Raw genomic sequence first — 21,349 nt, forward strand, 5'->3', positions numbered from 1 at the left:
AGTAACTCCTTTTGTTTTTTATAGTCACCTAAATCCACATGAGAGATACCAAGGTTTGTCAGAGTAATAGCGACTTCAAAATAATCGGGGCCATAATGTTTCTCTTGAATTACTAAGGCTCGTTCAAGCAACTCTTTTGCTTTCTGAGGATTACCCAAATCCCTGTAAGCGTTACCTAGATTCACTAGTGTCCTAGCAACTTCGAAATGGTCGGGGCCATAATGTTGTTCATTAATTGCTAAAGCCCGTTCAAGTAACCCCTTCTGTTTCTCGTAGTCATCTAAATCCCCATGAAAGACACCAAGGTTTGTTAGTGTAATAGCAACTTCAAAATAATTGGGGCCATAATGTTTCTCTTGAATTACTAAGGCTCGTTCAAGCAACTCTTTTGCCTTCTGAGGATCACTTAAATTCCTGTAAGCATTACCTAGATTCACTAGTGTCCTAGCAACCTCAAAATGATTAGGTTTATAATATTTCTCTTGAATTACTAAAGCTCGTTCAAGCAACTCTTTTGCCTTTTGAGGATCACCTAAAGTACCATAAACGATACCCAGGTTTGCCAGTGGTTTAACAATTTCAAAATGGTCAGAATCGTAATGTTTCTTAAAGATAACTAAAGCCCGTTCAAACAACTCTTTTGCTTTCTGAGGATCACCTAAAGCATAATGAGCGGTGCCGAGATTTGTTAGTATGGCAGTAACTTCGAAATGGTCAGGGCCATAACGTTTTTCATTAATTGCTAAAGCCCGTTCAAGCAATTCCTTTTGTTTCTTATGATCACCCAAATCCCCATAAGCGATACCGAGGTTTGTTAGTGCTATAGCAATTGTGAAATGATCGGGGCCATAATGTTTCTCAGAAATAGGTAAAGCCCGTTCAAGCAACTCCTTTTTTTTCTTGTGATCACCTAAATCTCCATAAGCATTACCTAGATTTATCAGTGTTTTAACAACTCCAGAATGACCAAAGCTATAATGTTTCTCTTGAATTATTAAAGCTCGTGCAAGCAGCGTTTTTGCTTTCTTGGGATCGCCTAAAACTATGTAAACGCCACCTAAGTTTGTCAGTAGTTTAGCAACTATAAAATGATCAGGGCCATAATGTTTCTCTTGAATTATTAAAGCCCGCACAAGCAACTCCTTTTTTTTCATGATTACCTGACGCACCATAGGCAATACCAAGATTTGCAAGTGGTATAGCAACTTCAGGATGATCAGGACTGTAGTGTTTCTTAAGGACGGGTAAAGCCCGTTCAAGCAACTCTTTTGCTTTTTGAGGAGTACCTAAAGCCCTATAAGAGTTACCAAGGTTTGCCAGTGTCCTAGCAACTTCGAAATGGTCAGGGCCATAATGTTTCTCTTTAATTGTTAAAGTCCGTTCAAGAAGCTCCTTTTGTTTATCATGATTGCCTAAAGTCCCGTAGGAACTACTTAGGTTTGTCAGTATGGCAGCAACTTCGAAATGGTCAGGGCCATAATGTTTCTCAGAAATAGGTAAAGCCCGTTCAAGCAACGTCTTTTTTTTCTTGTGATCACCTAAATCCCCGCAAGCGATACCGAGGTTTGTCAGTGCCGTGGCGACTATAAAATGATCAGATCCATAATGTTTTCTAAAGATAGGTAAAACCCGTTCAAGCGACTCCTTTTGTCTTCTAGGATTACCCAAGTAATAATATCCATCACTCATTCGTATTAACAAATCCACAAGATAATCCTTCTCTATTGTTTGCTTTTCTAAAGGATTTTTTCCTAGCCAATCATCTATATGTGATAAGAACGTTTCTAAATGTGGTAACAACTGTCGTTTCTTAGCATAATCTTCTAATTTGTCACTGTCGTCAGGGAAGCTTTCTTTTAATAATTGAAAAACGGTTTTTATATCTTTTTTAATTTTTCCACTTTCCTTTGACTTTAGCCTAATTACATCTTGTACTAAACAGTGAATAGAAACACTACTACTCTGCTCATTGGACACTAGCATCGAATATCTCAATAATATACCTAATACTTCTTCAAAAGGTTTTTCTTCAGAATTGTTCTCTACAATCTCAGGAAATATTCTTAACAAATCTTTAGGAATATCATTGTCTAAATATGCACAAGCTACTAACAACTTGCTTGCTAGTTTAGACTCATTACGAATTGCGTCCATTGTAATATCCCAAGTAATAAACACAGGCTCATGGTTAGATGTATGGTCCCAGAGAGTGATGGTATACTATCATCATCATTTAAGGAGTCATTATGGGACAGATATTACATGGGTGCGCCAAAACAACACAGACGATTCGTAGAGCAATACAAAATAGAAAAGAGAGCATAGCAAAACTCTCCAAGCATTATAACCTTAATCCAAAAACTATTATTAAGTGGAGAAAACGTTCATTTACGAAAGATGCTGATATGGGTCCAAAGCATCCAAGATCAACTGTTTTAACGCTAGAAGAGGAAGCTATAATAGTTACATTTCGCAAGTATACACTACTGCCACTAGATGATTGCCTTTACGCTCTGCAGTCTACAATTCCGCATTTGACTCGCTCTAGCTTGCATCGTTGTTTACAAAGACACAACATTAGCAGATTACCAACTGTTGATGGAGAAGTTAAGTCAAAAAAGAAATTCAAACAATATCCTATCGGTTACTTTCATATTGATATTGCTGAAGTTAGAACTGAGGAGGGCAAATTACATTTGTTTGTTGCTATTGATAGGACATCCAAATTTACCTATGTTGAGTTGTGTAACAGTGCTACAAAACCCATAGCTGCTGAGTTCTTACGTAATTTGATTAGAATTTTACCGTATAAAATCCATACTATTTTGACAGATAACGGTATACAATTTACAAACCAGAAGCGTCATAAGTATGCTTTCCAACATATATTTGATAGAGTTTGCGAAGAGAATGTTATTGAACATCGTTTGACAAAAGTTAGCCATCCTTGGACGAATGGGCAAGTCGAGCGTATGAATAAAACTTTAAAGGATGCTACAGTTAAGAAGTATTACTATCAATCGCACCAGCAACTTAAAGAACACCTTTATAACTTTGTTATGGCTTATAATTATGCAAAGAGACTCAAAACTCTTAAGGGTCTTACTCCTTATGAATTTATATGTTATCAGTGGACACAGTCTCCAGAATTATTTATACTAAATCCACACCATCACACTCTGGGACCATACATCTAAGCGAAAGGGAATGGGCAAGAATAGAAAAACACTTCAGAGTATCATACAAGAAAGGAGGAAGGCCGCCAAAGTATAGCAAAAGAGAAATATTAGAAGCAATTTTCTATGTATTGCGTACAGGGTGTCAATGGCGGTATTTACCAAATGATTTTCCGCTATGGAAGACTGTGTATGAGCAGTTCAGGCAATGGAAGAAGCAGGGAATTTTTGAGAAAATGAATTATGAAATTACAAAATATAGTAGAAGAAAAATAGGAAGGAATGAGCAGCCGAGTGCCTGTATAGTAGATAGTCAATCTGTAAAGACTACAGAAAAGGGGGGATCAAAGGCTATGATGGAAGTAAAAAAGTAAAGGGTAGAAAAAGGCATATAATTACAGACACTCAGGGTTTTATACTAGGTTGTTACGTAGGCGCTGCTAACGAAAATGATAGAGATGGTATTAAAATAGCATTAAACAATATGAGAACAAAATATACTAAAGTTAAAAAAATGTGGGCTGACATGGGATACCAAGGAAGAAATTTAAAGAATCACACAAAGGAAGAATATGACATAGATATTGAAATTGTTACAAGGCCTCCATGTAGATTTTGGGTGCACAAAGATACGCCACCTGAGCTACTACCAACAAGAGAACAAGGGTTTAAAGTACAGCCAAGAAGATGGGTTGTAGAAAGGACTTTTGCTTGGGTTAATAGGAATAGAAGGCTATCGAAGGAGTATGATTTACTCACAACATCCACTGAGAATTTCATATACCTAGCTATGAGTAGGGTTATGTTAAAGAGGGAATATGCTTGAATTTACTAGTTTCCGGACAACCTCTAATACCAATTCCCATTACAGGGCAAACAGATGGACAATGATGGAAGAAAAGCCATACTGAAGTAAGTAAAATAGCGAGGTTTAAATGGCATTAAGATCAAAATTATTGGATGAAAAAGTAGTAGAATCAGCAAAAGAAATGCTGAAGAAAGTAAGGAATAATGCATATGTTTCAAAAAAACTAAATGCTGTAATTGCAGCAAAAAAGTACAGTATAACGGCTGTAGCAAAAATATATTGCATTTCAAGAAGCGCACTAACTTCGTGGGTAAAACTCTTGAAAATTGGCAGAGAAGAAAAACTGTTTGCTCCTTCACAACGTCGTAGAAAAACTAAATTAAATCAGGCTCAACTACAGCAAATTGAAGAGTGGATAGAAGAAAATCCTAATATCACCATTAAAGAAATGAGAATAAGAATCCAGGAAAAGTTCGGATTAAATATCAGCAAATCTACAGTACACCGCCATATGCAAAAGATGAAATTCTCATATATTACACCAAGACCAGTTCATAATGGACAAGATAAAAGCAAACAAGAGGAATTCAAAAAAAAATCTCAATGGAGCTATTAGCAAGTATCCAGAAAAAGAGCTATTTTTCTTTGATGAATCACGGTTTGGCACACATTCAAAAGTTGGACATGTGTGGTTTAAAAAGGGGATTAGAACACAGGTTAAAACAAAATTAGGTAGGCAAAATTTCTATCTCTATAGTGCAGTTAATCCTAGAAATGGAGAGAGTTCTAGCTTATTTGCACCAAATGTCAACACTGATTGCATGAACATATTTCTTGAGCAAATTTCGCAATATCTAGAAACACGAGAGGCTTTTCTCGTTATGGACTGTGCTAGTTGGCATAGGTCAAAAAATTTAAAGGTACCTAAAAATATCGACATTATATACCTACCTCCATACTCACCTGAGCTAAATCCTGTTGAGAGGCTTTGGTTATATATAAAACAGAACATTTTGCGCAATAAAATATACGATACAATTGCTCTACTTGAGGGTGCTTTGTGCAAATTTATTACTTCTCTTGCCAGCTCCACAATTAAACAACTCTGCAATGTTTCCTATTTGACTGGACAACAATGAGAATTGGTATTAGAGGTTGTCCGGAAACAAGTAAATTCAAGCATATTCCCTCTTTAACATAACCCTACTCATAGCTAGGTATATGAAATTCTCAGTGGATGTTGTGAGTAAATCATACTCCTTCGATAGCCTTCTATTCCTATTAACCCAAGCAAAAGTCCTTTCTACAACCCATCTTCTTGGCTGTACTTTAAACCCTTGTTCTCTTGTTGGTAGTAGCTCAGGTGGCGTATCTTTGTGCACCCAAAATCTACATGGAGGCCTTGTAACAATTTCAATATCTATGTCATATTCTTCCTTTATGTGATTCTTTAAATTTCTTCCTTGGTATCCCATGTCAGCCCACATTTTTTTAACTTTAGTATATTTTGTTCTCATATTGTTTAATGCTATTTTAATACCATCTCTATCATTTTCGTTAGCAGCGCCTACGTAACAACCTAGTATAAAACCCTGAGTGTCTGTAATTATATGCCTTTTTCTACCCTTTACTTTTTTACTTCCATCATAGCCTTTGATCCCCCCTTTTCTGTAGTCTTTACAGATTGACTATCTACTATACAGGCACTCGGCTGCTCATTCCTTCCTATTTTTCTTCTACTATATTTTGTAATTTCATAATTCATTTTCTCAAAAATTCCCTGCTTCTTCCATTGCCTGAACTGCTCATACACAGTCTTCCATAGCGGAAAATCATTTGGTAAATACCGCCATTGACACCCTGTACGCAATACATAGAAAATTGCTTCTAATATTTCTCTTTTGCTATACTTTGGCGGCCTTCCTCCTTTCTTGTATGATACTCTGAAGTGTTTTTCTATTCTTGCCCATTCCCTTTCGCTTAGATCTGTTGGATACTTTTTTCTCATCTTTACCCCGTACTAAAATTTCAGATATTATAGCCTTTTACTTGTTTCCGGACAACCTCTTAGAATCCTTAGGTAGTGTTTTATGAGATAATAAATAAAGCTTCCTTTCTGCATAAATTTCTAAGTAACGTGAGATAGTCATTTTGTTTTCTTTGATGTAAGCGCAAGCCTGAGCTAATGCCAAAGGTAATCTAACTAACTTTTCTGCCAATATACCTATATTTGGCCTATCGCTTTCTGAAACCTGGCCTAGAATTTTCTTAACATATAATTCTGATTCTGGAGGAGTAAAAACGTCTACACCTATACTCCCTTGTGGCCATTCAGTATTACGAGACGTAACTATTATTTTGCCGCCTTTTGTAGGTCTGAGCTTAGAAATGACTTCATAATTTGATACATTATCATAAATCAACAACCAGCCTTCACGTTTAGAATCTTCTAGCCAGTTTTTCACATAATAAGCTCGCTGTGCAATAGAAATGTTGTCTTCATCGTGAATAATATTTAATTTTCTTCCTAAATTAACATATTCACTGAGTAGTTGATCTTCATCTTTTGCATTAAACCAACATATTGCCTTGTATTCTTTCCCATGTTTTTGAATAAAATCTAGCACTGACTGTGTTTTACCTACTCCACCTAACCCGTACAAAGCAGTTAATATAACTGGCTCATTTTTTGTCTTTAGATGATTTACTATTTCTTCATTGAGATATTCTCGTTCAATGAAATTTCCACTAGCTATTTTAGGTGGAATGTTCCACCGTTCAAATAGATCTTCTCTAGGTTTGAGACTATAAAGATGTTCTATAGCTTCCCTAAAATAATCGTCTTTTCTTGTTAGATAAGAAACTTTGCTACCCTTTTGTGCCCACCATTTCTCTACCTTGTCAAATACACGGACAAAAACCGTATCAATATCTTCTTCCCCTGATATTTTGTATATATTCCCTATTTCTTTCTTAATAATATCATCTAATTTTGAATGATTAGGTTGATCAACTACAAACCTTATTCTAAGTAAAAAATCTTCTATTTCATCGTCACTACCACAACTGAAGTATTTTTTCAGTTCAGTATGATTTTTTATTTTGTAGCACGTTCCTTTTTGACCTTCATAAATATTTAAAGTGTTATCATTTGTTAACTTTGACTCTTCCAGATACTTCTCTAATGTTTCTACGCTTCCTTGCTTCTCTGTACCTTTTTTTAGGTTCACATTGACATTAGTATGAATGACAAGCGTAATATCACTGTTCTTACACTCAGGGTTTTGCTTAATCTCAGGATGAGATTCAAAATATTTGTTTAACCCGAAATCTTCTTTCTGTTGCTTTCTATCATTTCCATCAATAAACAAATCTTCAAAAGTAATATTCTTCGAAGAGCGATGTGTATTGCAGTGCTTAGCTTGAACCAAGATAATTCTCGATTTGTTCTTCTGATCTTTATACTCAAAAAAAATATCATCAAAGGCTCCAAAACCTTCTATGTTTGATGCTAACCAAAAGTCAATTTTACTACTTAACCCATGAAGTAGATACAGCATTAATAATTTTACTTCATACTTGCGACCATGATCACCTGTTGATGTGCCATCTCTCTTCTTAAATGTACGATTACTAAGTACTTCAGACTGTTTGTTTTCTACATTCATACCCTACTAAACCTACGAATAACTTCTTTCTATAAAAAATTAAAGTCACCAAGTGCCTAAGATAATGCAACAGATTCTTTAACATTGTAATAACAGTGCCGAACAGGGTCAATTTTGTTTGCTGTCTTAAGCATAAAGATTCCCCGAATCTAATATGTCATTGCTGTAGGCTGCATTTAGTAATATAATCTCATATTAAATAAGACTTTACTTAAGTTTATGCTAGATTCTCCGCTAATTTTGACAGCCATTCTTATATTTTTTATTTTTACGTTGTCATTCTTTTTTATAAGAAAGATATTTGGATCAACAAACAAGAAGATAATAAAATCCTTTAGGAAAATTGTTCAGCAAATAAATGCATTAGAAACAGAAATGCAGAGCTTATCTGATGAGGAGCTTGCTGGTAAAACTGAAGAATTCAATCGAGAATTGAAAAATGGGAAAACGTTAAATGATCTTCTCGTACCTGCATTTGCAGTTGTGCGTGAAGCCTCTCGAAGGTTTCTTAACATGAGGCACTTTGATGTTCAACTGATTGGTGGAATGGTGCTCCACAATGGCATGATATCAGAAATGAAAACAGGAGAGGGAAAGACACTCGTTGCAACTTTAGCAGCATATCTAAATTCCTTAGAAGGGAAAGGCGTACATGTCGTAACTGTTAACGACTATCTTGCAAAACGAGACACAGAGTGGATGAGCAAATTATATAATTCTCTTGGGGTTTCTGTTGCGTTTATTACGAATAACTTGACAGACGAAGAGAGGAAAGAGGCTTACAGTGCAGATATCGTGTATTCCACAAATAACGAGCTTGCCTTTGATTACCTGCGAGACAATATGAAATTTTCTCAAGAAGACATGGTTCAGAGAGGCTTTCACTACGGAATAGTTGATGAAGTGGACTCAATACTCATTGATGAAGCTCGCACTCCGCTTATTATTTCTGGCCCGGTTGAGGAAAACAATCAGATATATAAGCATATCAATAAAATAGTAACCAAATTAGTTGACTCCGATTATGAAGTAGATGAAAAAGGTAGAACGGTATTCTTGACTGAAGATGGTATTTCACGAGTGGAGGAACTACTAAGGTCATACAATCTCATTCCTGAAAATTCCTCGCTCTATGATACTGACAGCATGATAATGACTCATTATATAGACCAAGCATTACGTGCATATAAGCTGTTTACTGCTGATAAAGATTATATAGTAAAGGATGGCAAGGTAGTGATTATTGATGAATTTACTGGGCGTATGATGGAGGGCAGGAGATATTCCGATGGTCTTCATCAGGCACTTGAAGCGAAGGAGAATCTTGAAATTCAGCATGAAAACCAAACTTTAGCATCGGTCACATTTCAGAATTACTTTCGTATGTACAATAAACTTTCCGGAATGACGGGAACAGCAGCAACAGAGGCAGAAGAGTTTCGTGATATATACAGATTAAATGTAGTAAAAATTCCAACCAATGTACCTGTAAAAAGAGTTGATATTGATGATGAAATTTACGGTACAGAAAAGGAAAAATTTAATGCTGTGTTGAAGTTTATAGAAGAATGCTACAAACGCCTTCAACCGGTCCTTGTTGGCACGGTGAGCATCGAAAACTCTGAGAAGCTTTCTGCGCTTTTGCAAAGCCATTCTCTTAAGCATTCAGTATTAAATGCTCGTTATCATGAACAAGAGGCGTACATAATAGCGCAAGCTGGAGTGCCAGGTAGTATCACTATAGCAACTAACATGGCAGGACGTGGAACTGATATTCAGCTTGGTGGAAATGCTGAAATGATTGCAAAGGTGGAGCTAAAGAAGATAAAAAATGCTGATGAAAGAGAAAAAAAATACCAAGAAATAGTTGAAAGAGTAAAAAAAGATAAGGAAATTGCTATAAAAGCTGGTGGTTTATGTGTGGTTGGAACCGAAAGACATGAAAGCAGGAGAATAGATGATCAATTACGCGGCCGTTCTGGTCGTCAGGGGGATCCTGGACTTTCTAAGTTCTTTTTATCGCTCGAAGATGACCTAATGAGAATATTTGGCTCTGATAGAATGAGAAGTTTTTTACAAAAAGTAGGGCTAAAGAATAACGAAGCTATTCATCATCCATGGATCAATAAGGCACTCGAGAAAGCACAAAAGAAAGTTGAAGCTAGAAACTATGACGTGCGGAAATCTCTACTTAAGTTTGATGACGTAATCAACAACCAACGTAAAGTTATTTTTAAGCAGAGAAACAATATCTTAGGCAACGAAATTAATGATTTACTTGAAGTATATAGCGAAGTAAATGAGAGCGTAATAGAAGGTATAGTCCAAAGTGGCTATTATGAGGATTATATTGAAGATATAGTCAAAGAATTCCATACAAGGTATGGAATAACGCTTGATAAAGAAGATTTAGCAAAGTTTTTAAACAAACAAGAAGCTTTGGATTATATAAATGATAAGATACAAGAATTTTTTACTGAGAAAGAAAAATATTTCAACAGTCAGCACACTACAGATTTGTGGAATACGATCGTGAAGCAAATGATGATAATGACACTTGATCATTTATGGAGGGAACACCTTTCAGTTCTAGAGAGCCTAAGACAAAGCATAAGCCTACGTGCCATGGGGCAGAAAGATCCACTGAATGAATTTAAACGCGAAGCTTTCTTGATGTTTGAGTCAATGCTTGAAAAATGGAAGGAACTCACCATTCACCGCCTAGCGCACTTTAAGTTGGCAGATAACCAAGAGATAGGCAATAGGTTACATTCTGCTAGAAATAGCAGACTTCCCAAAGTCTCAAGAAACGACAAGTGCCCTTGTAATTCTGGAAAGAAGTACAAACACTGCCACGGCGCGGTTACTGTGGTGAATTAATAATTATGGTTGTACAGTTTGTTTATTTCCATCAACATTACTGCAGCTAACCTCACTTAGCTTACTGTTTAATGAATGCTCTGATGACTTATATGCAACCCCATAGGAAATTCCACCAACGATCAGTGCAGATGCCACAGTAATTCCAACTATTGCTAGTGCAGGTAATGCAGTAGCATAAATGAGTGCTAATGGAGCAACAATGGCAGCTAATATACCTACAGTAATTCCTGCTGTTATAGCTTCAGGTCTATGAATAAATGATGGATCTGCACCATAATTTAGCAGAAGTTTCGCTACTTTTGGATGTTGATAATTTAGTCTTGGATGTTCACCATGAGTGTAATAAACAGCATAATATAAAGGAGTTCTTCCGTCTTTATCTTGTGCATTAACGTCTGCTCCCTCTTCTAGCAAAACTTCTACTACTTGTGTGTATCCATTCTCAGCAGCATAATGTAAAGGACTTCTTCCATATCTGTCCACTACATTAACATCTGCCTCTTTTTTTATAAGATGTTTTACTACTTCTATATGACCACTATAAGCAGCATAATGCAAAGGAGTCCCTTTATCTTCATTTTGTGCATTAACGTCTGCTCCTTCTTCTAGCAAAACTTCTACTACTTGTGCATGCCCATGCTGAGCAGAATAATGTAAGGAGGTTTTTTCCCATTCATCTTGTACATTAACATTAGCTCCGTTTTTTGTTAAGTATCTTACTACTTTTTCATAGCCATTTTCAGCTGCTATAAGTAATAAATTGCACTTGAGCACTATAAACGTGTAATTTATATCAAATTCGTTTTTTTCCACTCATCATATGTAAGTTGATTTTCCTGCTGCAGCTTATCTTTAATTCTATCAATTAAATTTTCCTTACTCAGATCTGGACTACTGTTGACTTCTTGTAGTGTTAACCTTAATGTCATTTCCTTCTCCAAGATATAAAATTTTATTATGGCATATGGAGTGGATTATGTCAATGAAAAACTAAGAAACTGGTTCTTCTTTTTTTCTATAGCTTTAGGTTTACCTACAATTTGAAAAACAACAAATTCGTCATTCCGCTACTCGTTAGCGCCTCGGCGGTATGATGTAGGGAAACCTTTCTTGGGTTAGCTATAAAGTTAAAATTCGACCAGGGCAGCCGCAATAAGGTAGCAAACGCCATCATGTCTTTAGGAGAGTTTGCTAATGAAGGCTCTTAAGTTGACGCCATTGCCTGAACGGATACGCCAATTTTTATGTTCATTTGTAACCGTTTATTATTTTACACCCCAGTCTTTTTCAAATATTGCTAGTCCTTGGTCAGTAAGTGGGTGATTAATTAATTGTCTAAGTACTTTTGCTGGCACAGTAATTGAATCAGCACCAAGCCTTGCAGCTTCTATTACATGCGCTGGGCTTCTCACTGATGCAACAAGAACTTTAGTATCAAAACCGTAATTAGAATATATAGTACATATATCTTCTATTAGCGATAAGCCATCATAGCTTATATCATCAAGGCGACCAATAAAGGGGGAAATAAAACAAGCACCGACCTTAGCGGCAAGCAGTGCTTGTCCAGGAGAAAAACATAATGTGATGTTAACAGGTATTTTATGCTCTGTCCATAACTTTTTACAAGAAATTAATCCTTCATGTGTAAGAGGTAATTTGATCACAACATTATCAGCAATTTTTGCTAAATTCAGACCTTCTGTGATCATCTCTTCATGGCTATCTGCAACAACTTCAACACTAACAGGCCCTTTTATAATAGAGCATATCTCACGCACTAAATCCTCGTATTTATCTTTACGCCCGGACTTTGCTATTAAAGAAGGATTAGTTGTTATGCCGTCAATGAACTCCTTTAGTTCTTTAATTTCATTTAAATCAACGCTATCAAGAAAAATTTCCATATTAATCTCCTATAAAAAAAATACCCTTGCAAAATCTTGTCATCCTACCGCTTGACTTACAACCGTATGAACTTCCTGCGTTGTAAACATCAAACGGCCGATAACACAACTGTACAAATATTGAGACATAAGAGTAATTTGTACCAAGAAAAAAGATGTCATCCCAGTGCCCAGACCCCTTAGACAATGTACCATCTTTTGATTTTGTCCATTCTGGGCGGGGTTTTCAAGTTCTTTGATCTTAAATACTACATCTACTTTATCAAGATCAATGTTGACTTCTTTTACTAATGTCCTAATAAGACTACGTTTGGCTTGCCAATCTAGGTCCGATTTAACACTAGAATAAAAGCCCTTTATGCTATTTGTAATAAGATTCATTTTCTGCCGTATTCCCTTTTACCTTTTTCTTCTCTCCTTTAATCTCTTTTAAACGTTCCTTCATTTTTTTTATTGCCTGCTTAAAGTCTTCCTTACTTATAGTTAGTGCATACTTTGTTGCCGTAAAAACTTCTGGTACCCAAACGATTGTAATAAGTATACACAATCTTTGTCAACTATTTTCGGCACTGGTATATTGACCTTACCCAGAAAAAGTGGAGAGAAAGAAAAGAGTTTTTTTGGGTAAAATAAAATTTTGGAGGATTAGAAATGGTAAGAGAATATACGGCAGAATTCAAATTGGAAGCTGTTAAGCTGGCAAATGAACAAAGAAAGGTAGGTCAACCAGTTGCAAAAGTAGCAAGAGATCTAGGAATAAGAGATAGTGTATTAGGAAAATGGATGAAGAAATATAACGAAAAAAAGTCAGCGGCAAATGCATTTCCAGGTAGAGGTAACATGGCTCCTTACAACAAAGAGAGGTTTGATTTACAAAGAGAGTTAGCAAGAGTAACAAGGGAAAGAGACATTTAAAAAAAAGCCCTGGCCAGTCAAAAAGAGTAAAATATTTTTTTATAAAAGAGCATAGTAACTGCTATAAAGTACAGGAATTATGTAGGATTTTCTGCTAGTGGCTACTATAAGTGGACCACAAGAAAAATAAGCAGTAGAGAATCAGCAAATAAAGAGCTACTCGAAGCTATTCAAAAAATATATCAAGTTTCTAAATGTAGATATGGAGCTCCTAAAATTCATGCTGAATTGAAGGCTTTGGGTAAAAGTTGCAATTTGAAAACGGTGCAAAGTATTATGCAGAAAAATGACATCAGGGCTATACTGAGAAGAAAGTTTAAAATTAAAAAACAACAAACAGATAATAGAGCTGTAGCTCCCAATATACTAGATCAAAACTTTATTGTTGATCAACCAAATAAAGTATGGGATTACTTACATCAAAACCAAGGAGGGATGGCTATATTTGGCAGCAATAATTCTCACGTATGGTAGTTAATGAGTAGTGCAATAAATAAACAATTGGTTATGAACTCTTTATTAATGGCCATTAATAGGCGTAAACCTGTTAAAAATCTACTGCTGCACAGTGACCAAGGTTCACAATATACTGCGCAAGGGTATCAATATCTCTTAGCTGTAAAGAATATAGATGAGTAATAAAGGCTGTTGTTACGACAATTCTGTTGCAGAAAGCTTCTTTAGCTCATTGAAAAGAGAAATACTTATTGATACTTCACAACACTCTGCTCAACAAACTAGAACTGCAATATTTGAATACATAGAAATTTTTTATAACAAACAACGTCACTATTAACTATTCCATTCCAGAACAATTTGATGCATCATTCTTTTTGTAAAAAACATTCCACACTTTCTCTCCACTTTTTCTGGGTAAGGTCAGATACTATAAACTATAAAAAAATTTCTCCGATAGTTCATATAGCAAGTAAATTCACAAAATGAAGACTATTATTTTTATTACAGGTGTATCTACGGTTGGAAAATCAAGTTTGGCTCATATATTAGGTTCAAAGCTTTTTATGCCTAGAAACTTTGCAATTCCACTAACTATAGCTAACCCAAGAAAGGTTTCCCTACGTCATACCGCCGCGGTATCTCAGCATAGATTCCGCTAACGAGTAGCGGAATGACGAATTTGTTGTTTTTCAAATTGTAGGTAAACCTAAGCCACTTTAGCTATACTTGTAGAGAAAAAAGAATAGATGATGATCCTAAATATTTAATAAACTTGACTACTGAGGAATTTCAAAAATCTCAATTTTTTATTAATTGTGATATGGTACATTCTATCTTCATATAGCTTTCCTCTTCATACCTCAACTAATGAAATCAGAAGCATCAACTCCCTTTTGCAAGCAAGCAGCAATAACAGTGTTCATCATTAGAAATGCAATGGTCATTGGGCCAACGCCCCCGGGTACTGGGGTCATAGCTTTGGCTTTCCCTTTTATTCCTTCAAAGTCAACATCACCTACAAGCTTTCCTACGTTAACGCTATTTATGCCAACATCGATCACTATTGCACCTTTCTTTATCCAGTCTGCTTGAACAAAATTTGGCTTTCCGACTGCTGCAACTACTATATCCGCTTTAGAGCAATATTCAGCTAAATCCTTGCTTTGTGAATGCAAGATGGTGACAGTGCAGTTTTCTTGCAATAGCAGGTAAAACATTGGCTTGCCCACGATATTTGACCTACCAATTACCACTGCGTTTTTACCGGAAAGGTTCTCTTCAACTGACTTAATTAAATGCAAAGAACCTTTAGGAGTGCAAGGTATAAGGCAGTTTTTTTCACCTTTAACTAATTTGCCAACGTTTTCATCATGAAAGCCATCTACATCTTTTTCAACACTTACTGTGTTAATTACTCTGCTTGCACTAATATGATTTGGTAAAGGCAATTGCACTAAAATGCCATGCACAGATGGATCTTCATTTAATTCATTGATTTTTTCAATTAATTCATCTTCTGAAATATTATCAGGCAAAACAATGGTCTCAGAACTTATGCCTATTGATTCTGCTTTTTTCTGTTTGTTGCGAACATAAACCTGACTTGCTGGATTGCTGCCCACGAGAATTACTTTCAGGCAAGGAAAAATGTTATACTCTCTCTTTAAAATATCAATTTTTTGTGATAGCCTCTCACATAGGTCGTTTGCTATTTTTTTACCATCAATAATAATTGTCACTTCCTTGCCACTCCTTAAAGTCGGGTAATTTGATATCAAATAAATCCAATACTTTGCCAACAGAATGATTAATAATATCATCCAACGATTTCGGTTTAATATAAAAAGCAGGCACTGGTGGAGCAATAATTGCTCCCATCTCCGTTAATTTTAACATATTTTGTAAATGCCCAAGATGCAGTGGTGACTCTCGCACCATAAGAACTAACTTTCTTCTTTCTTTTAGCGTTACATCTGCAGCCCTTGTCAATAGATTGGAAGTAACACCTGATGCGATTTCAGACATTGTCTTCATAGAGCATGGTGCTACAATCATCCCTGAGGTTTTAAATGAGCCGCTTGCTATTTTTTCTCCAATCTTTTCTTCAGAATAGTAAAAATCTGCAAGTGATGTAATATCTTCAAGTTTTTCTTTAATCTCGTGAGCTAAAGTTATTTTCCCAGCACGACTTATCACTAAATGAGTTTCATAATCGACGTCTTTCAACGCTTCTAAAATACGCACACCGTAAATAGAACCAGATGCTCCACTTATTCCAATTACAATTCTGCTATTCACTTAACTCTTCTTCGTAGCTCATTCCCAATGCACGTTTATAGGTATCAAGCAATATTTCTTGTTCCTCTCTGTCATCATCATCCATCTTCCTCAGCCTAATAATTTGTTTCATCACTTTTATATCCCAACCTTCATCTGCGGCTTTTGCATATACATCACGAATGTGATCTTGCACATCCCTCTTTTCTTGTTCAAGTTTTTCGATTCTCTCTATGTAACCCTTTAACTCTTCAGCCGTTATTTTTACTGTATCTTCCATGAAACTCCACTAATTGATTGCTGCTACTAGTATTACCAGTTTTTACTTGCACTTCAACAACAGTAATAATATTTTTATCTTTTTTTAAAATCTTAAAGCGAAACCCATACATGGAAAACTCCTCGCCTTCGTCAGGAATGCGCTCTATTTCATTTACAATCATACCTGCTAGAGTTGTAGCTTCTTCATCAGGGAGATTCCAGTATAACTGCCTGTTAATGTCCCTAATAGTAGATTTTCCTTCTATGTGATACATATTATCAGATATTTTCTTTATAAAATTCTCCGTAATCAAATCATGTTCATCCGAAATTTCTCCAACTATTTCTTCCAGTATATCCTCAAGAGTTACAATTCCCTGCAGTGCTCCATACTCATCAATAACAAATGCAAGGTGTTTCCTGTTCTTACGGAAGTTGTGAAGTTGCACGCTGAGCGGTGTACTTTCTGGTATGAACCAAGGCCTTGACATAACTTGGGTAATGTCAACTTCTTCCGCTTTATTATTCTTTTCACGCAAAGCATTTATTAGAGCTTTCACGTGAATTACACCTACAATGTTATCTGGTTCCTTCTGCCATAAAGGTACTCTACTGTGACTGCTGGTTAAAATCTCTCTTATTAACTCTTCTTTATTCCGATCTATATCAAGAGAAAATAGGTTTCTTCTATGGGTCATAATTTGTGATATCTCTGTCTCAGCCAAATCAAGTATGCTGCTTAGCATATCTAAATCCTGTTGCAACATAGTTCCTTCACTGCGGTGAAGAGTAATCATATTACGCATTGCATCCGCTGCAGATATCACTTCCTTATCTTTATGCAGCCCACATAATTTTAGGATGAGGTTAACAATAAATTGAATACCTAGTGTCAATGGAGAAAAAATCTTTACAAAAAACAATACAAAATAAGCAGAAAATGATGCAAATTTTTCAGGATTTTGAATAGCATAAGTTTTTGGTAGAACTTCGCAGAACAATAAAATACAAAATGTCATTATAATTGTTGATAGGAGAATGCCCTCATTTCCAAAAAGATTGATAAATATTGCTGTAAATAAAGCAGAGCAAGTAATATTAATAATTGTATTGCCGAGCAATACCGTTCCTATTGTCAATTCTTTCCTATTTAATAAGCGATCTATTACCCTGGCTTTTTTGTTACCGTCTAGCTTTAGCTTATTAACTCGAGAACGGCTAATTGAGGTTAAGCCTATTTCTGCTCCTGAGAACAAAAACGATAAAACTAACAAAACAAAAATTGCTGATGATACTAAGACCAATAACCAATCCATTAAAGTACGATGTTATTGTGATAAAAAATAAAATTAATTTTACATGTTATGAGAGGCATTTGCAAGCCTGAATTTATATTGCCGAATTTTATATACCTTTAATCTTAAAAAACAAATCATAAAGCATATTACACGCTGCGTTCACATGCTCATCCTCAATGATAAGTGGTGGGGTTACCCTTACTACTTTGTTGTTTAAAACCCTAGTTATTATTAAACCTTTATCAAGAGATCGACTAATAATTTTATCAGCTACAGGAGTTGCTAGTTCTATTCCCATTAGTAACCCTTCTCCACGAACTTCTAAAATCATCTCAGGAAATTCTTTAGCTAAAAGCAACAGCTTTTCTTTTAAATCTTTACTAATTTTTTTAACATGATCAAAAAAGCCTTCTTTTAGCATTATATCGAGCACTGCATTACCAACAGTCATGGCAAGTGGATTGCCACCATAGGTTGATCCATGAGTTCCTGGAGTGATTGCTTCTGCTATATAATCTTTCACTAAACATGCAGCTAAAGGAAAACCGTTACCCATAGCTTTTGCACAGGTTAGCATATCAGGTTCAATGCCGACATTTTGATAATGAAATAAAGAACCGATGCGTCCATATCCGCACTGCACTTCATCAAAGCACAAAATTATTCCTTGAGCTTTTGTTATTTCCCTTACTTTTTGAAGATATTCTACGTCTAGTGGATATACTCCACCTTCGCTTTGTATGGGCTCTAAAAATACAGCAGCTATTTCATTGTTGATTTTTTCTTCTAATGCTTTAATGTCATTTCTTGGCACTTTATCAAAACCAGAAAGGAGCGGAGCAAAACCTTCGCGTGATTTTTCATTGCCTCCAGCAGAAATTGCAGCAATACTGCGGCCATGAAAGCCTCCTTCAATTGTAATAATACGATTACGTTTTGCTTGCCCTTTTGAATAAAAGTAACGACGAATAAACTTAATTGCAGCTTCTGTTGCTTCAAGCCCACTTGAGCAGAAAAAAACTTTATCTGCAAAAGTAAGGGTTGTTAAACGCTCGGCAAGCCTTTCTTGCTCGGGAATAGTGAAAATGTTAGAGCAGTGCCATAATGAGCTCGATTGCTCTTTCAGCTTATCTGTAATGTATGGATGACAATGCCCTAAAGAAGTTGTAGAAATACCTGCAGCAAAATCTAAATATTTTTTACCATCTTTATCAAAAAGATATGCCCCTTCTCCCCTGACTATAGGAGTGTCAAGTCTATTATACGCATTAACAACATGATCCATTTTATAAGTATTGTGGTATTATCTATACTATACCTGAAATGAATCCATTAACACAAAGCTTTTCCTTTAACCTCTTATGCTACTTCAACTAAAAATTTGGCTAATGCAAACCTTTTTTGTCATTCTATAGCTAAAGTGACTTGGTTTTACCAACACTTATTAGCCATTGTAAAAGTTTTTGTTTCTATTGAATGATAGTTGTAGCCTATGCAAGAAGTTTATTGACTTTGAGCGCACTTTAGCCTATACAATTTTAATATCTTAAACTACTGGACATGCCCGATCTAAAGACAATGATGTTAAATTTTGGACCTCAGCACCCAGCTGCACATGGAGTGTTGCGTCTTGTTTTAGAGATGGATGGTGAAGTGATCGAGAGGGCAGATCCCCATATTGGGCTTTTGCACCGCGGTACTGAAAAATTAATAGAACATAAAACGTATCTTCAAGCTTTGCCTTATTTTGATCGCCTTGATTACGTATCACCAATGTCACAAGAGCATGCATATTCACTTTGTGTGGAGAAATTGTTGCAATGTGAAGTGCCAATTAGGGCAAAGTATTTACGTGTCTTGTTTTGTGAACTGACGAGAATACTAAATCATTTACTGAACGTTTCTTCTCAAGCACTTGATGTTGGAGCAATGACCCCTCTTTTATGGCTCTTTGAAGAAAGAGAAAAAATACTGGAATTTTACGAAAGAGCTTCAGGTGCAAGGTTTCACGCAGCTTACATCAGGCCAGGTGGAATTGCAGCAGATGTTCCAGAAGATTTGATTGAGGATATTGCAAAGTTTATAGAGCAATTTCCAAAATATATAGACGATGTTGACGAACTTTTAACAGAAAATAGGATATGGAAGCAACGCACTGTAGGAATTAGTGCAATATCAATTAAACAGGCACTTGATTGGGGCTTTAGTGGCCCAATGTTGCGCGCTGCTGGGCTTGCTTGGGATTTGCGAAAAAGCCAGCCATATGAGATATATGATCAACTAGATTTTGATATACCGATCGGCCAAAATGGCGACTGTTATGACCGTTATCTAGTTAGAATGGCAGAGATTAGGCAATCTATCAGTTTGGTGAAGCAGTGCATAGAGAAAATGCCTGAAGGGCAAATAAAAACTGAAGATAGAAAAATTTCTCCACCGTCAAGAGCAGAGATGAAAAAATCTATGGAAGCTCTGATTCACCATTTTAAGCTCTATTCAGAAGGATATCACGTACCAGAAGGTGAGGCTTACGCAGTTGTTGAGGCACCAAAAGGTGAGTTTGGAGTGTATATAGTTTCAGATGGTACCAATAGACCTTATAGGTGCCGAATAAGAGCACCTGGCTTTGCGCATTTACAAGCCTTAGACTTTATGGCAAAAGGACACATGCTTGCTGACGTTGCAGCAATTATTGGCTCACTCGATATAGTTTTTGGTGAGATTGATAGGTAATCATTGGTACCCGTTCAGGCAATGGCGTCATGCAAGTAGCTGACACATAACTGTACGAACATTTGTTTGCAAAGGCAGTATGTTAAGTGTTATAGCCGATTTTGCCTCAAACACAAAGGCAGTGCCTTGACTACTTGGATCCAGAAAAATTGATTGTGTACTATACAACATTTTTGATCAAAAGCGTAACCGTTCACTGTTAGACTGCATTCTGTGATTTTTAGCAAAACATGATCTTTCATTTGAGCTTCCTTCAATTCAAAATAAATACAGAAAATTGCTGCCTATAGCTAAACTGACTTAGATTTACCAACAATCGTCATCCCGCTACTTGTTAGCGGCTAAGAGATACCGCGGCGGCATAGCTATCTTCAAAAATATGGTTGAATAATTGTGTGTATAATTATTAATATTTTTAAGCACTTTGGCTATGGCTTTATCTAAGTTTCTCGACCCTAAGCTGGATTTAACCTTCAAAAAAATATGTAGGGTCAAGAACTGGCGCGCCTACTTTAGGGTTTGGTGGCTGATCCATTGTTTTCACAATAGGCCTCAATCCAAATTCCCATGTTAACGTTTCCAGCTCCCGCCTCGTCAAACGCAGCATCCGCACTACGCTTTCCTAGCAGATTCTTTACCAAAGTTTATAACATATTGTGCTGGTGATGCTTTCGGTTTGTAATACCTTATTCTGTAGTCTGAATATAGACCCAGCGTTTTGTATATCCATTCGCTACTCCACTTCTTCCAACCAAACCCTCTCTTCACTTTCAGCTAATAAGTGATTTTCTATTTCACCTTCCAAACTTGCCTCCAGCAGCTTTTTTATAAATGGTGTAAATGCTCCATCCCTTCCTGTTAATGGTCTGCCTTCCCTTATTGATGACAGTATATTTGCTTCCAGTTCTTTGTAATCTACCAAACCGGTAGTTCTGTTTACTACTTTCTGACTCATTGTCAAACC

At 36.1% G+C, this 21,349-nt stretch carries 23 protein-coding genes and 2 pseudogenes; 9 read left to right on the forward strand and 16 right to left on the reverse strand.

Annotation, left to right across the window (positions count from 1 at the left end; genetic code table 11):
- Positions 1 to 14: 14 nt before the first annotated feature.
- Both AACH21_RS04310 and AACH21_RS04315 read right to left on the reverse strand, forming a co-directional pair.
- Positions 15 to 1,172 (reverse strand): annotated as a pseudogene (locus tag AACH21_RS04310) (tetratricopeptide repeat protein); the annotation flags it as partial.
- Positions 1,093 to 2,154 carry a tetratricopeptide repeat protein gene (locus AACH21_RS04315; RefSeq protein ID WP_338482277.1) on the reverse strand — a complete coding sequence of 354 codons (1,062 nt, stop codon included), beginning with the start codon at positions 2,152 to 2,154 and terminating at the stop codon, positions 1,093 to 1,095. The gene AACH21_RS04315 and the pseudogene AACH21_RS04310, both read right to left, overlap by 80 nt.
- Positions 2,155 to 2,246: 92 nt before the next feature.
- Here AACH21_RS04315 and AACH21_RS04320 point away from each other — a divergent pair, with 92 nt between their 5' ends.
- The 3 genes from AACH21_RS04320 to AACH21_RS04330 all read left to right on the forward strand — a co-directional run bounded on the left by AACH21_RS04320 (position 2,247) and on the right by AACH21_RS04330 (position 5,123).
- Positions 2,247 to 3,197 carry an IS481 family transposase gene (locus AACH21_RS04320; RefSeq protein WP_338482200.1) on the forward strand — a complete coding sequence of 317 codons (951 nt, stop codon included), beginning with the start codon at positions 2,247 to 2,249 and terminating at the stop codon, positions 3,195 to 3,197.
- Positions 3,188 to 4,002, forward strand: a protein-coding gene (locus AACH21_RS04325; protein ID WP_338482818.1) for an IS5-like element ISWpi1 family transposase whose coding sequence is annotated in 2 segments (ribosomal slippage) — positions 3,188 to 3,539 and positions 3,539 to 4,002 — 816 coding nt in all. Because the reading frame shifts where the segments join, the coding sequence is not laid out codon by codon here. Before AACH21_RS04320 ends, AACH21_RS04325 begins: the two co-directional genes overlap by 10 nt.
- A 109-nt stretch (positions 4,003 to 4,111) precedes the next feature.
- Positions 4,112 to 5,123 (forward strand): IS630 family transposase gene (locus AACH21_RS04330; RefSeq protein ID WP_338482214.1). Its coding sequence is split into 2 segments (ribosomal slippage): positions 4,112 to 4,573 and positions 4,575 to 5,123, totalling 1,011 coding nucleotides; the frame shifts between segments, so codons are not numbered across the junction.
- A gap of 36 nt (positions 5,124 to 5,159) precedes the next feature.
- On the opposite strand, the gene AACH21_RS04335 is transcribed toward AACH21_RS04330, so the two are convergent.
- Positions 5,160 to 5,992 (reverse strand): IS5-like element ISWpi1 family transposase gene (locus AACH21_RS04335; protein WP_236514306.1). Its coding sequence is split into 2 segments (ribosomal slippage): positions 5,160 to 5,623 and positions 5,623 to 5,992, totalling 834 coding nucleotides; the frame shifts between segments, so codons are not numbered across the junction.
- 37 nt (positions 5,993 to 6,029) lie between these two features.
- Positions 6,030 to 7,652, reverse strand: coding sequence for an NB-ARC domain-containing protein (locus AACH21_RS04340; protein ID WP_338482278.1), 1,623 nt, complete (start codon positions 7,650 to 7,652; stop codon positions 6,030 to 6,032).
- 219 nt (positions 7,653 to 7,871) lie between these two features.
- Between AACH21_RS04340 and secA the strand changes: the two genes are divergently transcribed.
- Complete coding sequence (gene secA / locus AACH21_RS04345; protein WP_006280033.1) at positions 7,872 to 10,532, forward strand: preprotein translocase subunit SecA; 2,661 nt, start codon at positions 7,872 to 7,874, stop codon at positions 10,530 to 10,532.
- Between the two features lie 3 nt (positions 10,533 to 10,535).
- Here the strand turns inward: secA and AACH21_RS04350 are convergent, their stop codons facing one another.
- The 5 genes from AACH21_RS04350 to AACH21_RS04370 form a co-directional block, all read right to left on the reverse strand.
- The gene (locus AACH21_RS04350) at positions 10,536 to 11,348 is read right to left on the reverse strand and encodes an ankyrin repeat domain-containing protein (RefSeq protein ID WP_338482280.1); all 813 of its coding nucleotides are present in this window, start codon (positions 11,346 to 11,348) and stop codon (positions 10,536 to 10,538) included.
- A complete protein-coding gene (locus tag AACH21_RS04355; RefSeq protein ID WP_265040557.1) occupies positions 11,324 to 11,464 on the reverse strand; it encodes a hypothetical protein in 141 nt (46 codons plus the stop codon). The genes AACH21_RS04350 and AACH21_RS04355 overlap by 25 nt, the downstream gene beginning before the upstream one ends.
- Before the next feature lie 336 nt (positions 11,465 to 11,800).
- Complete coding sequence (gene fsa, locus AACH21_RS04360; RefSeq protein WP_236515101.1) at positions 11,801 to 12,442, reverse strand: fructose-6-phosphate aldolase; 642 nt, start codon at positions 12,440 to 12,442, stop codon at positions 11,801 to 11,803.
- Positions 12,443 to 12,481: 39 nt separating this feature from the next.
- Positions 12,482 to 12,823 carry a hypothetical protein gene (locus AACH21_RS04365; protein ID WP_065095098.1) on the reverse strand — a complete coding sequence of 114 codons (342 nt, stop codon included), beginning with the start codon at positions 12,821 to 12,823 and terminating at the stop codon, positions 12,482 to 12,484.
- On the reverse strand, positions 12,804 to 12,989 hold the full coding sequence (locus AACH21_RS04370) for a hypothetical protein (protein ID WP_006280029.1): 186 nt from the start codon (positions 12,987 to 12,989) through the stop codon (positions 12,804 to 12,806). Before AACH21_RS04370 ends, AACH21_RS04365 begins: the two co-directional genes overlap by 20 nt.
- 104 nt (positions 12,990 to 13,093) lie before the next feature.
- Between AACH21_RS04370 and AACH21_RS04375 the strand changes: the two genes are divergently transcribed.
- The 4 genes from AACH21_RS04375 (at position 13,094) to AACH21_RS04390 (ending at position 14,153) form a co-directional block, all read left to right on the forward strand.
- A complete protein-coding gene (locus tag AACH21_RS04375; protein ID WP_338482282.1) occupies positions 13,094 to 13,357 on the forward strand; it encodes a transposase in 264 nt (87 codons plus the stop codon).
- A 177-nt stretch (positions 13,358 to 13,534) separates the two neighbouring features.
- Positions 13,535 to 13,831: an IS3 family transposase gene (locus tag AACH21_RS04380; protein WP_094189604.1), complete on the forward strand. Its 297-nt coding sequence runs from the start codon at positions 13,535 to 13,537 to the stop codon at positions 13,829 to 13,831.
- Between the two features lie 3 nt (positions 13,832 to 13,834).
- Positions 13,835 to 13,996 (forward strand): DDE-type integrase/transposase/recombinase, encoded by a 162-nt coding sequence (locus tag AACH21_RS04385; RefSeq protein WP_010082071.1) that lies wholly within the window; start codon positions 13,835 to 13,837, stop codon positions 13,994 to 13,996.
- Positions 13,989 to 14,153, forward strand: a complete 165-nt coding sequence (locus tag AACH21_RS04390) for an IS3 family transposase (protein ID WP_010082072.1) — start codon at positions 13,989 to 13,991, stop codon at positions 14,151 to 14,153. Before AACH21_RS04385 ends, AACH21_RS04390 begins: the two co-directional genes overlap by 8 nt.
- Positions 14,154 to 14,676: 523 nt before the next feature.
- Here AACH21_RS04390 and folD read toward each other — a convergent pair.
- From folD to AACH21_RS04415, 5 genes are all read right to left on the reverse strand, one after another.
- Positions 14,677 to 15,555, reverse strand: coding sequence for a bifunctional methylenetetrahydrofolate dehydrogenase/methenyltetrahydrofolate cyclohydrolase FolD (gene folD, locus AACH21_RS04395; protein WP_338482283.1), 879 nt, complete (start codon positions 15,553 to 15,555; stop codon positions 14,677 to 14,679).
- Positions 15,539 to 16,114, reverse strand: a complete 576-nt coding sequence (locus AACH21_RS04400) for a UbiX family flavin prenyltransferase (RefSeq protein ID WP_006280027.1) — start codon at positions 16,112 to 16,114, stop codon at positions 15,539 to 15,541. Before AACH21_RS04400 ends, folD begins: the two co-directional genes overlap by 17 nt.
- Positions 16,107 to 16,373, reverse strand: coding sequence for a DUF2312 domain-containing protein (locus tag AACH21_RS04405; protein ID WP_010082293.1), 267 nt, complete (start codon positions 16,371 to 16,373; stop codon positions 16,107 to 16,109). The genes AACH21_RS04400 and AACH21_RS04405 overlap by 8 nt, the downstream gene beginning before the upstream one ends.
- Positions 16,345 to 17,670, reverse strand: coding sequence for an HlyC/CorC family transporter (locus tag AACH21_RS04410; RefSeq protein ID WP_338482285.1), 1,326 nt, complete (start codon positions 17,668 to 17,670; stop codon positions 16,345 to 16,347). Before AACH21_RS04410 ends, AACH21_RS04405 begins: the two co-directional genes overlap by 29 nt.
- A gap of 88 nt (positions 17,671 to 17,758) precedes the next feature.
- Positions 17,759 to 18,937, reverse strand: a complete 1,179-nt coding sequence (locus AACH21_RS04415; protein ID WP_038249924.1) for an aspartate aminotransferase family protein — start codon at positions 18,935 to 18,937, stop codon at positions 17,759 to 17,761.
- A gap of 275 nt (positions 18,938 to 19,212) precedes the next feature.
- On the opposite strand from AACH21_RS04415, the gene AACH21_RS04420 reads away from it, so the two are divergent.
- Positions 19,213 to 20,385: an NADH-quinone oxidoreductase subunit D gene (locus AACH21_RS04420; RefSeq protein ID WP_077188163.1), complete on the forward strand. Its 1,173-nt coding sequence runs from the start codon at positions 19,213 to 19,215 to the stop codon at positions 20,383 to 20,385.
- A 27-nt stretch (positions 20,386 to 20,412) separates the two neighbouring features.
- Here AACH21_RS04420 and AACH21_RS04425 read toward each other — a convergent pair whose 3' ends face one another.
- Positions 20,413 to 20,556: a hypothetical protein gene (locus AACH21_RS04425; protein ID WP_153296793.1), complete on the reverse strand. Its 144-nt coding sequence runs from the start codon at positions 20,554 to 20,556 to the stop codon at positions 20,413 to 20,415.
- A 589-nt stretch (positions 20,557 to 21,145) separates the two neighbouring features.
- A pseudogene (locus AACH21_RS04430) lies at positions 21,146 to 21,340 on the reverse strand (IS256 family transposase); the annotation flags it as partial.
- Positions 21,341 to 21,349 lie beyond the last annotated feature (9 nt).

It is taken from the genome of Wolbachia endosymbiont (group A) of Ophion costatus (assembly GCF_963969245.1).
In the GTDB taxonomy this organism is placed as follows: domain Bacteria; phylum Pseudomonadota; class Alphaproteobacteria; order Rickettsiales; family Anaplasmataceae; genus Wolbachia; species Wolbachia pipientis.

Excerpts from the sequence above, each read along its gene's own strand:
- AACH21_RS04315 (WP_338482277.1), bottom strand. The coding sequence starts at position 2,154 with ATGGACGCAATTCGTAATGAGTCTAAACTAGCAAGCAAGTTGTTAGTA.
- AACH21_RS04320 (WP_338482200.1), top strand. The coding sequence starts at position 2,247 with ATGGGACAGATATTACATGGGTGCGCCAAAACAACACAGACGATTCGT.
- AACH21_RS04340 (WP_338482278.1), bottom strand. The coding sequence starts at position 7,652 with ATGAATGTAGAAAACAAACAGTCTGAAGTACTTAGTAATCGTACATTT.
- secA (WP_006280033.1), top strand. The coding sequence starts at position 7,872 with ATGCTAGATTCTCCGCTAATTTTGACAGCCATTCTTATATTTTTTATT.
- AACH21_RS04355 (WP_265040557.1), bottom strand. The coding sequence starts at position 11,464 with ATGACATTAAGGTTAACACTACAAGAAGTCAACAGTAGTCCAGATCTG.
- fsa (WP_236515101.1), bottom strand. The coding sequence starts at position 12,442 with ATGGAAATTTTTCTTGATAGCGTTGATTTAAATGAAATTAAAGAACTA.
- AACH21_RS04365 (WP_065095098.1), bottom strand. The coding sequence starts at position 12,823 with ATGAATCTTATTACAAATAGCATAAAGGGCTTTTATTCTAGTGTTAAA.
- AACH21_RS04375 (WP_338482282.1), top strand. The coding sequence starts at position 13,094 with ATGGTAAGAGAATATACGGCAGAATTCAAATTGGAAGCTGTTAAGCTG.
- AACH21_RS04385 (WP_010082071.1), top strand. The coding sequence starts at position 13,835 with ATGAGTAGTGCAATAAATAAACAATTGGTTATGAACTCTTTATTAATG.
- AACH21_RS04390 (WP_010082072.1), top strand. The coding sequence starts at position 13,989 with ATGAGTAATAAAGGCTGTTGTTACGACAATTCTGTTGCAGAAAGCTTC.
- AACH21_RS04405 (WP_010082293.1), bottom strand. The coding sequence starts at position 16,373 with ATGGAAGATACAGTAAAAATAACGGCTGAAGAGTTAAAGGGTTACATA.
- AACH21_RS04410 (WP_338482285.1), bottom strand. The coding sequence starts at position 17,670 with ATGGATTGGTTATTGGTCTTAGTATCATCAGCAATTTTTGTTTTGTTA.
- AACH21_RS04415 (WP_038249924.1), bottom strand. The coding sequence starts at position 18,937 with ATGGATCATGTTGTTAATGCGTATAATAGACTTGACACTCCTATAGTC.
- AACH21_RS04420 (WP_077188163.1), top strand. The coding sequence starts at position 19,213 with ATGCCCGATCTAAAGACAATGATGTTAAATTTTGGACCTCAGCACCCA.
- AACH21_RS04425 (WP_153296793.1), bottom strand. The coding sequence starts at position 20,556 with ATGTTGTATAGTACACAATCAATTTTTCTGGATCCAAGTAGTCAAGGC.